Here is a 14,517-nt window from a genome sequence, read left to right as displayed (position 1 = left end):
CTCTTACCTATAGATAGTTTTATTATAACAAAAGATACATGCGAAACGCTTCATTCACCTTTTTTAAGATGCTAGCGTTTCGCATGTATCGAAAAATAATGGTTTCTAAGATTATCTTGGTCGTTCATCAGGAAACGATGATGACTCTAATACATACCTACCTTCTCCATCAGAGCTTGACGATGAGCTTGAGCTTGAGCTAGATGAGGACGATGATGATGAACTCTCATCATTAAGGCTCCAGTCTTCTTCATAATCTAGCGGATGTACACTAATACAAATTGTTGTTTCACCCATTACTTCCACAACCACTTCACGTTCTACTACAATTTCAAATTTCGTCCCACATGAAGAAATTACTGCTTCAATACAATTCGGTTCTTGTATTACCCGTACACGAACATCATCACCAACGCTAATTTCCCCTTCTCGATAGTGAAGCTTCACTTTGTCTTTATAGTGAATTGTTTCCGAAAACACAGCTGTCTTTGAATGATTACTATAGGCATACCATACATTGACATCAAATTTCCCTGTTACTTCTACAAATTTCCCGACTCTTTTAGCAGAGCAAGTATGGTTAATTACCCAGCATCCTAAAATACTTGTCGGTTTATTTGTTGGTGATAATGTTACACGCTCTTCCGTTCTCTTCTTCCCTTTGGCAACTACTGCTTTCGTCACGATTTGTCGTAAACGTTTCAGCGCAATTCCTCCTTCGACTCTTTTCACTCCATCATATGCAGGTAGCGCCCATTGGGTGAACATATATTTTAGAGAATTAAATGATTCCTCCACAACTCTTTTCGAAAGATGACTGCTATAGCGAGAGCATTCCCCCATAGAAATAAACATAAAAAAGCTCGAATGCTGTCATTCGAGCTTTACTTCTATAATCTGTTAAGAACAGCTACCTGGTTGAGAATTGTCTACATATGAACCCGTTTCACCACGTAGCACATCGCCACCTGTTGAGCGGATAATTTCATTTGTTACATTATTAGCGATCGTATTTGATACTAATTGCAATAAATCATTTACATCGCCTTGCGATTCTTTAAATTGTTGAACAACTGGGATGTCATTAATTTCTTCTTCGATTTTAGCAATTTTATCTTCTATCATTTTTAGCGCTTTTTCTTTTCCTAAGTGTTGGAAATTAACCGCTTGTTTTTGTAAACTTTTTAAACTTGCGATTCGTTCACGTACTTGTTGATTTTCATTGATTTGAGCTTCTGCCTTTTTGAAAAATTCAACCTCTGGTGTATTTGCAATCATATGTGCAATTTCATGTGATTTTTTAATTAAATCTTCTTTTGTGAATAAGATTTGTGTCATTTACGCTTCCACCTTTTCATTTTTTACGACTTCCAAAAACTCACCAGTAAGTGAATAAGATGTAGTCTCTATAATTTTAACTTTTACTAATTGACCAATTACTTCTGCTGGTGCTTTAAAGTTAACCAGACGATTTTTTCGCGTATAGCCTGCTAGCACATCATCTCGTCGTTTACTTGTTCCTTCAACTAATACTTCGACAACCTCACCATTTAAACGCTCTAAGGCTTTGCGTGAATACTCACCCACCACTTCATTTAAACGTTGAAGTCGTTCCTTTTTCACCTCTTCAGGTACATTATCGACCATTTTTGCAGCCGGAGTCCCTTCACGAGGAGAATAGATATACGTAAATGCTGCCTCAAAGCCAACTTCACGGTATAGGGAAAGCGTTTCCTCAAATTGTTCCTCCGTTTCGTTTGGGTAGCCAACGATAATATCTGTCGTTAATGTTACTTCAGGAATTGCAGCTTTAATTTTTTCTACTAATGTCAGGAAATGCTCACGTGTATATTTACGAGCCATAATTTTTAAAATGTCATTAGAGCCAGATTGTACTGGCAAATGAATATGTTCTACTAAATTACCACGTTTTGCAAGTACTTCGATTAGTTGATCATCGAAATCTCGAGGGTGACTCGTTGTAAAACGAATTCGTGGAATATCAATTTTTCTTAAAGCATCCATTAAATCCCCAAGACGATATTCGATATCCTCAAAGTCTTTTCCGTAAGCGTTGACATTTTGACCAAGCAACATAATCTCCTGATAGCCCGCTGCCGCTAGCTCTCGGACCTCAGCAATGATCTCCTCTGGACGACGACTACGCTCTTTTCCACGTGTATACGGTACGATACAATACGTACAGAATTTATCGCAACCATACATAATATTAACCCATGCTTTAATGGAACCAAGACGTTTCTTCGGCAGATTTTCAATCACATCGCCTTCTTTAGACCAAACTTCTACGACCATTTCTTTCGACATATACGCTTCTTTAAGAATGTTTGGAAGGCGGTGAATATTATGCGTTCCAAAAACCATATCGACATGTGGATAGCTTCTTAAAATTTTATTTACAACCGATTCCTCTTGCGACATACAGCCACAAACCCCGATTAGCATCTCTGGGTTTTTTCGTTTATATTTCAACAGGAAACCAAGTTCTCCAAATACTTTGTTTTCTGCATTTTCTCGAATGGCACATGTATTCAGCAAGACGACGTCAGCCTCTTCAATTATTTCAGTTGGTGTGTAACCCAACTGCATAAAAATACCAGCCATTACTTCTGTGTCATGCTCATTCATTTGGCAGCCATAAGTACGAATGTAGAAAGTACGATCTTTACCCATTCCTGCAAATTGATCATCAATGCTAAAATCCTTATGGTATTTCACATCTTCTTTACCACGTTTTTTAGCATCTTTTAAGGAAGGTGCCGTAAAGACCTTCTCAAAATATTTACTGTAATCCTTTTCAGGCTTGTCTTCTTTTTTTGGTTGATTGACCTGTTGATTAGCTAAGCGTTGTTCCTCATTCATCGCAATCAGGTAACTCCTTTCAAACGAAATCCATGCACTTGAATTTCCATCTTACTATTATACTGAATAGTTGATACTTCCTACAAGGCTTGCGCTTCAAATGTCGTGGTTTCGACTTAATTACAAGTAGCTGAAAGGATAAATCCGTCCAATTTCAAGTTTTATCTTATCTAATAAGAGAGCTAAACGTTACGATCAATAAAATACTTCCTATGCTTTATATATAAGTATCCATTGTATAATTTCAGCTTGACCCAACGCTTCATACTCATATCCTCTTTATAAAATAAAGCATTTGTATATCGGCCTTGTTTCACTAATCGTTTGGCTTCAATTTTTAATTTTTCATTTCCCATACATTTATATAAAGTTTTTGGAGGCAGTAGTGACCACAAATGCTTAGTTTGGACATATGTTCGTTCAAGCGGGATGTGTAATAAATAATCATCCACTACATATTGCATGAAGTTATGGCCGCTCGCTGTTACATAATAGCTGGAAGAACCGGCTCGTAAATTGAGCTCAAATAACTTATACTCCCCATCACGCGGATCATATTTCATATCAAAATTGGCAAAACCCGTATAACCGATGTCCTCTAACAGATGCCGGATTGTATCCATCAATTGCTCATCATAATCGATCATGACAGCTAAAGAGATACCTTTGTTTTGCGGGGAGGAGTCCTCAAAAAGCTTATTGCTTAAACACATCAATTTCACTTTTTTATCTCTCCCTACATAGACGTCTAATACGCGAATGAACGAATCATCACCGGGGATAAACTCTTGTAAAATTAAAGTGTCCTGATAGCTTGAGCTATAAATACTGCGAACAATCTGTTGCATCTCACTGTCATTATGGACTAGATAAATTTTTTTCTTCTCAGGAAAGGAGCAGCTAGAGTACGCCACAGAATTGGAAGGTTTAATAATGATTGGGTATTGGAATGGTATGAAGCAGTTTGTCTGTTGTTCCTTTGTTACAGTCACTGTTTGGGGGTATTTTAACTTATACAAGTCACAAAGTTGATAAAATTTTTCCTTTGTTTGAACCTTCTTGAGCAAAACTTGGTCGATATAGGGTAAAATAAAATATTTTTTTAGCTGCTCTTTATTTTTAATGATCAGCTCTGCGTAGAAGCAGTCGCAAACTAATAATATCAATCGTTGATGCTGAAACTGCTTTGCCAGCGTCAACAGCGCTTGTACAAAATGGTTAGGGTCATCTAAATTCTCTACATATCGAAAGTCAAGGATACGACTATTTTGCGTAGCGATTCCCCGCGTACCACTGGAGAAAAATGATTGGAAATTCCCCCGCTTTCTAGCTGGCTCGATGACAAGGCTCTTAATAGTATAGGCCTCATAAAATGAACGAGCTACCCCGTAGGCATGCTGTCCTGATTGTATAACAATAGGCAAAAATGGTTGTACATGTAGGTATGACAATTGGATCACCTCTCTAGTAAAAATGAATTTATTCATTTGTATGCGAACTAGATTGGACATATGTAGCACAAATAAAAGACACTAATATAAAAACTTTAGTGCCTTCTCCCGTATCTATATTTCTATAAATTTTTTAATGCGTTGTTCAAAAGAGACGATGGATTGAACCCCATGGCTCTTTAGCAAGTCTGTATTGGCAAATGTATGCTTTCCTAAATCATCAGGGAAATGGGCATCTGAGGAAACTGTAAAAATAACCCCATAGTCAAGTAAGGTTTGTAAAAAGCGAGGGCCAGGGCACATTTCTTTTACAGGATAACGATAATACAACCCGGCATTGATCTCCGTGGCAGTTTCAGTTGACGTTAAAGCTTGTGCGATACGTTCATACCAAACTTTTAGAAATGCCTGATCCTCTACCTGATAATTAAATACTTTAAAGTTGTCAAGATGGGCCACAAAATCAAATAGTTTGGACTGAATCATGTTTTCAACAGTCATAAAAAATCGCTCATAGTTTTCTTGTAATGCTTGCGGACTCATTTGCTTAAATAGATATTCTGTTTGGGGATTATCAAAGCCCCAGCCATCTACAAAATGGACTGAACCGATTACATAATCCCACGGATGTTCGGCTAATAATGAAGTTAGCTCCATTTCCCCACCTATAAAATAATCTGCCTCTATACCTAGCTTCAAGGCAATGCCTTCTCGGTGCCATTTTTCCTTCGCCTGCTGAATGGTAGAGACAAAAGTATCGATATTTTCTGTCATGACACGATCTAGCCAATATCGCTGTAATTGACCAATCTTACTATCGTCCAATTTCATAAAGCGCTCGAAATAAGCACGCGTCTCCTTAAAACGATATAAGTGATCAACAATGCCAATCTCTCGTAAACCAAGCTGCTTTGCTTGCTGAAGATATAAATCCAACCATTCCTCACTATAGCAGCCATTTTGAACCCTCTTTGTTAACCTCTGTAGTTGAAAGGTCATCTGCTCCTTTGAACCCTGTGCAGTAGCATCCACATGTTGAAAGAACTCAAGCGCCTGTGATGTACGCTCTAGCCAGCGCGATGAATAAGGCCCCTCTTCTAAATGTACATGATAATCAATTGTCATCAACTTTTCCCTCCATTACATACCGTCCATTTTTCTTCATAAGCCTGCCATTCTAATGGACAGGTATTTTCACAAAAAATTTCCGTACATTCTTCAAGATGACAAATTTGAAAAAATGATTTTCCATTCATTTTCGATGCATCCGCTAATAAATAATTGACCTTACTATGCTTTTGCATTTTTTTTGAAATGAGAGATTCATCTAAATCATAATCGTAAACAACACCATCACTAATGCCACCACATGAAATAAATGCTTTATCAAAATTCATATTATCTAACATTTCCAAAGTCATAGCTCCTGCGACAGAGGATTGTCGCGGATTCGCGGTACCACCTAGTAAAATAACCTTCCCAGTCATGCGTCTTTCCTCTATAGCTAAATTAAACTGGACAGCTGCTGCAATCGAGTTTGTAACAACTGTTATATCGTCAACAGCTAGTAGAAAATCTGCAATATGAACCGTTGTCGTCCCCGTATCAATTGCTATCGTATCTCCATCGCTAATCCGTTTTGCGGCCATACGAGCAATTTGACGCTTAGCCTCTTTCTGCATTTGTAGCTTACGCAAAAAGGCAGGCTCATTGCGTACGTTCGTATATTTAATAGCCCCACCATGCACTCTTGTTAACAAACGCTGTTGCTCTAATTCATCAAAGTCTCTTCGTATTGTTTCAGGAGCTACTTGAAGCGCATCAGCAATATTCGCAACAATAATTTTCCCTTCCCACTCTAATTGTTTTAATATGAATTCGAATCTTTCTAGTTTTGCGTAAGTCATGATAATGCAATCACATCTTCTTTTGCGACATAACACTTATAGGTTGCTCCCATTTCAATTGAATAGCCCTGTTGATGCAGCTGCTCGATTGTAAATAAGACCTCCCCCTCAAACATTGTTCGAATGATATTGCCACTCATTAACGATTGTTTCGCTATTCCTGTTAAACACAGATCACCATTTCTTTTATCGAAATGCAAAGCTTCAGGACGAATCGCAAATTTACGGTGTGGCTCTGGTAAAGGTTCTCCGAGCATTTGCTGTAAAACCTGTCGAGAAAAAACATTATAATGCCCAATAAAATTAGCAATAAATTCATTATCAGGTCTTGTATAAATCTCAGTTGGTGTCCCACTTTGCGCAATACTGCCATTATTCATTACAAATATTCTATCTGAAACAGCCATGGCCTCTTCCTGATCATGCGTTACTAAAATCATCGTCATATTGAGCTTCCGTTGAATGGCCCGTAAATCTGCCTGAAGCTTCTTACGTATTTGAGCATCTAGCGCACTAAGTGGCTCGTCTAATAACAATACTTTAGGTCGGACAATTAACGCTCGCGCTAGTGCAACACGTTGTTGTTGACCTCCCGATAGTTCTTTCGGATAAGCGTGCGCTTTTTCGCTTAAATGAACAAGCTCCAACATGTCTTGAACGCGCTGTTCTAGCTCAACTGAATTCTCTTTTTGCATACGCAAACCAAAGGCGACATTTTCTTGCACGGTCATATTCGGGAAAAGTGCATAGGATTGAAAAACCATCCCCACTTGACGATCCTTCGGCTGTACACCATTCATATCTTTGCCTTCAATGGAAATTTTGCCTGCCGTTGCATCCGTTAAGCCTGCAACAATACGAAGAATCGTACTTTTTCCACAGCCACTCGGTCCTAATAAAGTAATAAATTCACCTTTGTCAATTTTCATATTAATATTCGATAAAACAGTTGATGACCCATAGTTTTTATGAAGCCCTTCAATAACAAGATAACTCATAGATTTGTAGCACCTTTCGATCGTTTCGTTACTATTGCAATGACAAATGTTAATAAACCCATCAGCACGATATAAATGAAAACTACTGCACTAGCAATATGTCCACTTGTACTCAGTTTTTTCATTAAATAAATTTGAACGGTTTCAAAGCGAGAGCCCACAACAAGATTAATTAAGACAAATTCGCCAAATAAAACAGAGAAAGATAACAGCGCACCTGCAAATAAGCCGGGATAAACTGTAGGCAGTAAAATTTTTGTGAATGCTTGCCTTTTAGAGGCGCCAAGCAATTGAGCTGCATCAAGAAGTTGCCTTGCATCTATATTTCGCAAACTATTTCGTGTGCCCTGATAGATATAAGGTAGAATGCCAACAACATAGGCCCCTAAAACAACGAAAATCATCGGTATCCCTATTTGACTATAAACGCGGATAAGTCCTACCGCTAAAATGATTCCTGGAAAAGAATAAACCATGACAACGGCCATCTGTATCCACTTTTCATACGTAGGAAAGTACAAGACAATAACGAAGATGGCTGGCACAATAACAAGGAGCGCAATACTAACAGCACCTCCTGCTAATAATACTGAACGTCCAAATGCTTGAATAAAATCACTATCCTGAAACAATGCGGTAAACCATTTTAATGTAAATCCTTCAGGTAATATCGTTTTATTCCATTTTGATGCAAAAGCATAGAGCATCGTTGCTAGAACGGGCAATATAAGATACCCAACTAATAGGAGGAAAAATAAATCGGCCAAGCCCCTCTTCTTCATTTAAGTTTCCTCCTTGTTTTTGAGATGCTCCACTCACTAATTAACATAGCTGTTACCATGGATACGGCTAAAATGACCGCTATCGCACTTGCTAGCTCTGGTTGGGCAAAGATATCACCCTTAATTAATGAGCCAATACGAATCGCCACTAAGTTATAATTACTGCTCGTCAGCGCATAGGCAGAGGCATACGCCCCCATAGCATTAGCAAATAACACGCTAAAAGTTCCGACAATCCCTGGTAGCATAACTGGTAAACTAATTTTCATCCAAAACTGCCAACTGGATGCCCCTAAAAGTGCAGCTGCCTCCTTCCACTGCTGCTGGATTCCATCATAAATCGGATATAATAGCATAAGCGATAGCGGAAGCTGAAAGTAAATATAAATTAATAAAAGACCACCCCAACTATAAAGTGAAAATGATGACAGTGCATCAATATCCCATTTTTCAAATAACAGTGTAAATAAACCACTGTTGCCAAGTAACACGATAAAAGCAAACGCTAACGGAATACCCGAAAAATTAGATGTTAAATTTGTTAGTATTAAAATTTTCTCCCTTACTGGCTCAGAAAACTTCATCATGGCATAGACCGCGAACAATGTAACCATTAACGCGATAATAGCTGAAATGACGGATAAGGTAATACTATTTTTAAACCCCTGTAGAATATAGCCGTTTGTAAAAACTGCCTTGTATTGTGCCAGCGTAAAGCCATCACTATTTTGAAAGCTAGTTATGAGCATATACAATAAAGGGACAAGGAAAAATAATAATAGTAATACTAGAAAAGGAGAAAGCCAGGCAATGGATTGCCGCTTCGATATCAACACAATCACTTCTTTCTATAATTACTGCTGCTCAAGGGGATAATAGTCGCTCCAGTCAGTCTAATAGGAGCGACTATTATTAGTTAAACCTCTTTTGCTGCATACACACCTTCAAGCAAAAGTGGCACCATCTCATCAGTAGGCTCCATATTCAATAAATGACAGCATAGTGGTGCAATTTGTAATTGTGAAACGACACCCTCATTTATCCCTGCCTTGATAGAATCGGCTATCACAAACAGTGGAACATATCGATCCTCATCCGTTGTTCCTCCATGATTGCCATCACTCGTCATGCCATGATCCGCTGTAACAATGACCTCATACCCTTGCGCCATACATTTTGGGATGAATAATGATAATAAGGCATCCATCGCTAAAACACGATTGCGATATTGTGCGGAATCCGCAGTGAATTTATGACCATCATCATCAACATTCATCGGATGAATATAAAGGAAATCAGGCTGCTTTTCATCCATTAGCCACGCTGCATCTGCAAATACATGACTATCCGGATAATGATCCTCAAAATAGAACAATCCATTGTCAATTGGTAAGGATGTATCCAATTGAATTCTGTCAGCCATATGGTTAAATGGTGCTCTGTTATAAAGTTCGCTTACCCAATAATAGGCTGAGGCTGCAGTAGTCAATCCGTGTTCCTTCGCAACATGAAAGACACTTTTTTGAGTCGATAAACGGACGGTCATATTGCTTGTGACACCATGAACGATGGGGGGTGTCCCTGTTAAAATAGTTTCATACAATGGTCGGGATAACGCTGGAACCTCCGAACAAATTTTATAGCGCGCTGCTACCTTTCGCTCTACTAAATGGTGTAAAAATCCCATATGGCTACAAGCAGTATCAAAGCGTAGTGCATCAACGACAATAAGAACTAGTTTCTTATTTTGCATGGATTAACACCTGCTCCTGAAATAATTGTGGAATTTGCTTCGTTGTTTCTTCCCATTGCTTTTGATCGTTTACTGGCTGAGCATTGTTATACATATCAGCTGGTAATAATAAATCTTTAACATCCTGTGGTAGGTCTACTTTATCTCGAATTGGTCTTGCATAGCCTTTTGCTAAATTTTCTTGACCTGCATCAGATAAAATATATTCACGTGCTAGCATGGCCGCATGTGGGTTTTTCGCATACTTGTTAATGATCGTTGCATAGCCTGAAGTAACAGATCCCTCATTTGGTATCACTACCTCAAAACGGTCCTCATCAATTTGGTGACGATAGCCTAAGGCATTGAAATCCCATAAGATCGCGACATCAATTTCTCCTTTTTCTAAGTTTGCGACCGATGGATCACCCTGTAATCTACCTTGCTTCGCTAACTCAGCAAAAAAATCAATCCCAGGTTGAATATTGGATTCATCCCCACCAAATGCCATAGCAGCTGCTAAAATAGCAAACTGTGCTTGGTTAGCTGTTAATGCATCCCCAATGCTGACTGTATAATCGCCATTTTTTAAATCCTCCCACGATTTAGGGGCATCTTTTACATTATTTTTATCTGTTAAAAATGAAATAGTTCCAGTATAGCCTACTATCCAATGGCCTTCATCGTCTTTAGCCCAATTAGGTATCTCATCCCAGTAAGAAGTTTTGTATGGTAACGTTAGACCCTTGTCCTTGGCAATTGGACCAAAAGCAATCCCTACATCACCGATATCTGCTGTAGCATCATCTTTCTCCGCTTCAAACTTCGCTAGCTCTTCAGCACTCGACATATCTGTATCATTGTGTTTAATGCTATATTCAGTTCCTAGCTCCTCCCAAGTTTCCACCCAGTTCGCCCATGTATCAGGCATACCAACTGAATTGACAGTTCCCTCTTCCTTTGCTTTTGTCGTAATTTCTTCAAGCGTTACATCTTCATTTACCTCGTTTGCACCTGATGAACTGTCTGAACAAGCTGCCAACATGGAAATAGCTAGTGCACCAATTAAGCCTTTTTTCCACAACTTTTGAATTGCCATGTGTTGGACCCTCCATTTGTTTTTGTTTATTTTTATTTGCTTACACCTGTAATGGTATAAAACAAACATTAAGCAAGTATGGAGGTCGTTAAAATATTTAGTAAAAATTATTGAGAAATTATAAATATCTATGAATGAATAGAATGATCTATAGAGAATTAAAAATTAATTGAAGAACATAGGGGGTGTTGTATGTGTACGTGTGATTGACCAGACGTACACATACTTAGATTATTTGGAGAGACCTAAAAAATCAGCATATGTATGCGGCTCATTTTCCTTTAAAATTGTTAAAAATGTAAACGCTAGTTGAACAACAGACCACCATCTCATATTGTAAGACATTTCAAAACGAGCGGGTTCTAAAGTGAAGACATCCTGAAATATAGTCATCGGCTCTATTTGCTCATCCTTTAAAATGGACAGAAAGCCCAGAAATAACGAGTGGTCTTTGACTTCTATCAGTTTGCCCTCAACGAGTGCATCAATATTTTCTGGTTGTTCGAAATTGCAGTGTGTCGCCACATAACGCTCTAAATCCTGCGCACGCTGCCTTTCTTCACGTTCTTTTTTCTTTGCAATAAAATCAATGACGTTATTCACGTGCATCGCCTCTTTTTTTCTTTTATTGTAGCATTTTCGGGGAGATTTTTACCTCTACTAGCCCCTTGTATTTGTTTTAGTTTCACAACTTGAATATGAATTCACATATTTTTGTATCATTACTGCTGTTTTCTAACTCTACATGCAATACATTCATACAACAAAAAAAGCATTTGGACTATTACCAGTCCAAATGCTTTGACTCTATCATTTTACATAAATTCTTTTACTAGCTCATTGAAATCATTTTCACTCATTTTAATATCGATATCTGTTAATGGTAACTCGGAGTAGCCAGGTACTTTCTCTTGATAAGATGCTGTTTCTGTATCATGATAAATAATTCCTGTTACTAAGCCCTCATTTTCCATCACTGTACGCATCGCCATACCACGATCTGAGTGATCATAACCTTCAACATCCGCTAATTTTGTTAAATTCTCTTTAAACCAATCGTATGTGTTCACTTTGTTATATGTGACACAAGGTGAAAAGACATTGATGAATGAGAAGCCTTTATGGTTGATCCCTGCTTCAATTAAAGCCGTCAATTCTTTAATATCTGTTGAGAAGCCTTGTGCCACAAATGTAGCACCACTTGTTAATGCAACTTCTAAAGGTTTTAACGATGGCTCAATTGCTCCACCTGGTGTGGATTTAGTGATGAATCCAGCAGCAGAACGTGGAGATGTTTGGCCCTTTGTTAAGCCGTAAATTTGGTTATCCATGACAATATACGTAATATCAATATTTCGACGGATTGCATGAATCGTATGCCCCATACCGATCGCAAATCCATCGCCGTCGCCACCAGAAGCAATAACATGTAAATCACGATTGGCCATTTTTAATCCTTGTGCAATGGGAAGTGCACGACCATGAATACCATGGAATCCATAAGAATTGATATAACCTGAAATACGACCTGAACAACCGATTCCAGAAATTACTGCAAGTTCATTTGGTTCAATTCCAACATTGGCAGCAGCACGTTGAATAGCTGCCTGTACAGAGAAGTCTCCACAACCTGGGCACCAGTTTGGCTTTACTGCATTACGAAAATCCTTAAATGTTGCCATTAGCGAGTCAACTCCTTCACACGATTTTCTAATTCACCTGGCAAGAATGGTGTACCATTATATTTAGTGATTGTCGCGATTTTATCGTGACCACCTATGTTCATTTTCATAATATTAGCTAATTGACCTGTATAGTTATTTTCTACAACGATCACTTTTTTCGCCTGTGCTACAAGAGGTGCCATTTCCGCAGATGGGAATGGGTGAACTAAACGAATATGTGCATGATTCACTTTCATACCTTGAGCATTTAGTCGTTCTTGCACTTCTTCGATAGCTCCTCTTGTTGAGTTAAAGCCTACTAATAAAATCTCGGCTTCCTCATGTGGTGCATTTACAAATACAGGGTTATCAAATTTCAAACTTTCTAATTTACGGAAACGTTTATCCATTTGTGCTTGACGATTACCTGTTGCTTCAGATGGCTTTCCTGTTTCATCATGCTCAACACCAGTAACGTGGTGAATACCATGTAATGTACCAGGTAATACTCGAGGTGAAACCCCATCTTCAGTATCTTCATAACGTTTGAAGTAGGCTTTATCAGTGGCTTCTTCAAGATCATCAATCACAATTTTACCGCGACGAATTTCAATCTTACTGTAATCAAATGGTTCTACAGATTGTTTCCCTAGCGATAATTGTAAATCTGTCATTAAGATAACTGGTAATTGCAATTCCTCTGCAATATTAAATGCTTGGATTGTATCAAAGAATGCTTCCTCCATTGTAGAAGGTGCAATAACTACTTTAGGGATTTCTCCATGTGTTCCGTAAAGCATTGCCATTAAGTCCGATTGTTCTTGCTTTGTTGGTAGCCCAGTTGAAGGACCTCCACGTTGTGTATCAACGACCACTAATGGCTGCTCTGTCATACCTGAAAGACCAATTGCTTCCATCATCAGTGAAAGACCAGGTCCAGCTGATGCTGTAAAGGAACGAACACCACCAAAGTTAGCGCCAATCGCCATTGTTGCTGCGGCAATCTCATCCTCTGTTTGAATAACTGTCCCACCAAATTTCGGTAACTTTTTAATTAAGTATTCCATAATTTCTGAAGCAGGCGTAATTGGGTAGGCTGCCATAAAGCGTGTCCCAGCAGCTAATGCACCAAGCGCCACTGCATCGTTACCAATCATAAACATACGACGCTTGCCATCTGCAGGAGAAATTTCCCATGCACCTACACGATCACCTAACAGCTCATTCATGATTTGACGACCACGAGTAATGGCTTCCATATTTTTTTGAACGACCTCTTCGCCCTTTTTCCCAAAAATATCATCGACAACATTTTGGAACACGGCATCTTCTAGATTTAGCAATGACGCTGTTGCTCCGATTGCTACCATGTTTTTCATCAAAGACGTCCCAAGCTCTGCTGCTATTTCCGTAAACGGTACAACAAATAATGGTGCCTTTGAATCTTCTGGTTTAACAGGATCAAATTTGGCATCCGCTAAAATAATACCATTTTCTGTAAGTTCTTTATAATTGACATCGATTGTTTCCTGATCGAACGCCACTAAAATATCTAAATCATCCGCAATTGCACGTACTTCTGTTGGACGAACTGTAATTTTATTATTCGTATGGCCACCTTTAATTCGAGAAGAGAAGTGACGATAACCGTATAGGAAATACCCTAAACGATTCATTGCCATTGAGAAGATTTCACCTGTACTCTCAATCCCTTCACCCTGTTGCCCACCGACTTTCCATGAAAGCTGATGTAACATGTCAACAACTCCTTAAATCCAATGTGTACTATTATTTTTCCTTCATAAGTTTAACACGAAGAAACCTTCTGCACTATTGTTTCTCAACGATTTAGGCGAAAATCAGACCTTTGACTGAAAATCCTGTTCATAAAGTTGTAATTTTCAAATCCAAGCAAAATAACGCGCCTATTTCAAGTGACATCTATCATATGTAAACAGGAAAACGAAAAAATGCCCGTCACTTTATTATGTGACTAGGCAT

General features: G+C 38.5%; 14 protein-coding genes. All 14 read right to left on the bottom strand.

Features of this window, described 5'->3' with window-relative positions; translation table 11 throughout:
• Nucleotides 1-111: 111 nt before the first annotated feature.
• On the bottom strand, nucleotides 112-768 hold the full coding sequence (gene cotE, locus AC1Q6O_RS04230) for an outer spore coat protein CotE (protein ID WP_225316246.1): 657 nt from the start codon (nucleotides 766-768) through the stop codon (nucleotides 112-114).
• A gap of 132 nt (nucleotides 769-900) precedes the next feature.
• Nucleotides 901-1,338 (bottom strand): YlbF/YmcA family competence regulator, encoded by a 438-nt coding sequence (locus tag AC1Q6O_RS04225; protein WP_008178888.1) that lies wholly within the window; start codon nucleotides 1,336-1,338, stop codon nucleotides 901-903.
• Nucleotides 1,339-2,883 (bottom strand): tRNA (N6-isopentenyl adenosine(37)-C2)-methylthiotransferase MiaB, encoded by a 1,545-nt coding sequence (gene miaB, locus AC1Q6O_RS04220; RefSeq protein WP_008178889.1) that lies wholly within the window; start codon nucleotides 2,881-2,883, stop codon nucleotides 1,339-1,341. It abuts the gene before it with no gap.
• A gap of 182 nt (nucleotides 2,884-3,065) precedes the next feature.
• The gene (locus AC1Q6O_RS04215; protein WP_089985547.1) at nucleotides 3,066-4,370 is read right to left on the bottom strand and encodes a carboxylate--amine ligase; all 1,305 of its coding nucleotides are present in this window, start codon (nucleotides 4,368-4,370) and stop codon (nucleotides 3,066-3,068) included.
• A gap of 78 nt (nucleotides 4,371-4,448) precedes the next feature.
• Complete coding sequence (locus AC1Q6O_RS04210) at nucleotides 4,449-5,459, bottom strand: histidinol phosphate phosphatase domain-containing protein (RefSeq protein ID WP_089985377.1); 1,011 nt, start codon at nucleotides 5,457-5,459, stop codon at nucleotides 4,449-4,451.
• Nucleotides 5,459-6,241 (bottom strand): DeoR/GlpR family DNA-binding transcription regulator, encoded by a 783-nt coding sequence (locus AC1Q6O_RS04205; RefSeq protein ID WP_089985376.1) that lies wholly within the window; start codon nucleotides 6,239-6,241, stop codon nucleotides 5,459-5,461. The genes AC1Q6O_RS04210 and AC1Q6O_RS04205 overlap by 1 nt, the downstream gene beginning before the upstream one ends.
• On the bottom strand, nucleotides 6,238-7,239 hold the full coding sequence (locus tag AC1Q6O_RS04200) for an ABC transporter ATP-binding protein (RefSeq protein ID WP_008178894.1): 1,002 nt from the start codon (nucleotides 7,237-7,239) through the stop codon (nucleotides 6,238-6,240). The genes AC1Q6O_RS04205 and AC1Q6O_RS04200 overlap by 4 nt, the downstream gene beginning before the upstream one ends.
• Complete coding sequence (locus AC1Q6O_RS04195; protein ID WP_043990538.1) at nucleotides 7,236-8,021, bottom strand: ABC transporter permease; 786 nt, start codon at nucleotides 8,019-8,021, stop codon at nucleotides 7,236-7,238. The genes AC1Q6O_RS04200 and AC1Q6O_RS04195 overlap by 4 nt, the downstream gene beginning before the upstream one ends.
• On the bottom strand, nucleotides 8,018-8,863 hold the full coding sequence (locus AC1Q6O_RS04190) for an ABC transporter permease (protein ID WP_492400920.1): 846 nt from the start codon (nucleotides 8,861-8,863) through the stop codon (nucleotides 8,018-8,020). Before AC1Q6O_RS04190 ends, AC1Q6O_RS04195 begins: the two co-directional genes overlap by 4 nt.
• A 74-nt stretch (nucleotides 8,864-8,937) precedes the next feature.
• Nucleotides 8,938-9,774: an alkaline phosphatase family protein gene (locus AC1Q6O_RS04185; RefSeq protein WP_008178898.1), complete on the bottom strand. Its 837-nt coding sequence runs from the start codon at nucleotides 9,772-9,774 to the stop codon at nucleotides 8,938-8,940.
• Nucleotides 9,764-10,852 (bottom strand): ABC transporter substrate-binding protein, encoded by a 1,089-nt coding sequence (locus tag AC1Q6O_RS04180; RefSeq protein WP_089985374.1) that lies wholly within the window; start codon nucleotides 10,850-10,852, stop codon nucleotides 9,764-9,766. Before AC1Q6O_RS04180 ends, AC1Q6O_RS04185 begins: the two co-directional genes overlap by 11 nt.
• A gap of 231 nt (nucleotides 10,853-11,083) precedes the next feature.
• Entirely contained in the window at nucleotides 11,084-11,461 is a 378-nt protein-coding gene (locus AC1Q6O_RS04175) for a hypothetical protein (protein ID WP_008178900.1), read from the bottom strand.
• Nucleotides 11,462-11,667: 206 nt separating this feature from the next.
• On the bottom strand, nucleotides 11,668-12,534 hold the full coding sequence (locus AC1Q6O_RS04170; RefSeq protein ID WP_008178901.1) for a 2-oxoacid:ferredoxin oxidoreductase subunit beta: 867 nt from the start codon (nucleotides 12,532-12,534) through the stop codon (nucleotides 11,668-11,670).
• Nucleotides 12,534-14,273 carry a 2-oxoacid:acceptor oxidoreductase subunit alpha gene (locus AC1Q6O_RS04165; protein ID WP_008178902.1) on the bottom strand — a complete coding sequence of 580 codons (1,740 nt, stop codon included), beginning with the start codon at nucleotides 14,271-14,273 and terminating at the stop codon, nucleotides 12,534-12,536. Before AC1Q6O_RS04165 ends, AC1Q6O_RS04170 begins: the two co-directional genes overlap by 1 nt.
• Between the last annotated feature and the right edge of the window lie 244 nt (nucleotides 14,274-14,517).

This window comes from Lysinibacillus sp. GW823-FHT06C08 (assembly GCF_058795135.1).
Note: the sequence above shows the minus strand (reverse complement) of the source record. Positions and strands in the feature narration are given on the sequence as shown.

Excerpts from the sequence above, each read along its gene's own strand:
- miaB (WP_008178889.1), bottom strand. The coding sequence starts at position 2,883 with ATGAATGAGGAACAACGCTTAGCTAATCAACAGGTCAATCAACCAAAA.
- AC1Q6O_RS04200 (WP_008178894.1), bottom strand. The coding sequence starts at position 7,239 with ATGAGTTATCTTGTTATTGAAGGGCTTCATAAAAACTATGGGTCATCA.
- AC1Q6O_RS04180 (WP_089985374.1), bottom strand. The coding sequence starts at position 10,852 with ATGGCAATTCAAAAGTTGTGGAAAAAAGGCTTAATTGGTGCACTAGCT.
- AC1Q6O_RS04225 (WP_008178888.1), bottom strand. The coding sequence starts at position 1,338 with ATGACACAAATCTTATTCACAAAAGAAGATTTAATTAAAAAATCACAT.
- AC1Q6O_RS04210 (WP_089985377.1), bottom strand. The coding sequence starts at position 5,459 with ATGACAATTGATTATCATGTACATTTAGAAGAGGGGCCTTATTCATCG.
- cotE (WP_225316246.1), bottom strand. The coding sequence starts at position 768 with ATGTTCACCCAATGGGCGCTACCTGCATATGATGGAGTGAAAAGAGTC.
- AC1Q6O_RS04195 (WP_043990538.1), bottom strand. The coding sequence starts at position 8,021 with ATGAAGAAGAGGGGCTTGGCCGATTTATTTTTCCTCCTATTAGTTGGG.
- AC1Q6O_RS04170 (WP_008178901.1), bottom strand. The coding sequence starts at position 12,534 with ATGGCAACATTTAAGGATTTTCGTAATGCAGTAAAGCCAAACTGGTGC.
- AC1Q6O_RS04175 (WP_008178900.1), bottom strand. The coding sequence starts at position 11,461 with ATGCACGTGAATAACGTCATTGATTTTATTGCAAAGAAAAAAGAACGT.
- AC1Q6O_RS04185 (WP_008178898.1), bottom strand. The coding sequence starts at position 9,774 with ATGCAAAATAAGAAACTAGTTCTTATTGTCGTTGATGCACTACGCTTT.
- AC1Q6O_RS04215 (WP_089985547.1), bottom strand. The coding sequence starts at position 4,370 with ATGAATAAATTCATTTTTACTAGAGAGGTGATCCAATTGTCATACCTA.
- AC1Q6O_RS04205 (WP_089985376.1), bottom strand. The coding sequence starts at position 6,241 with ATGACTTACGCAAAACTAGAAAGATTCGAATTCATATTAAAACAATTA.
- AC1Q6O_RS04165 (WP_008178902.1), bottom strand. The coding sequence starts at position 14,273 with ATGTTACATCAGCTTTCATGGAAAGTCGGTGGGCAACAGGGTGAAGGG.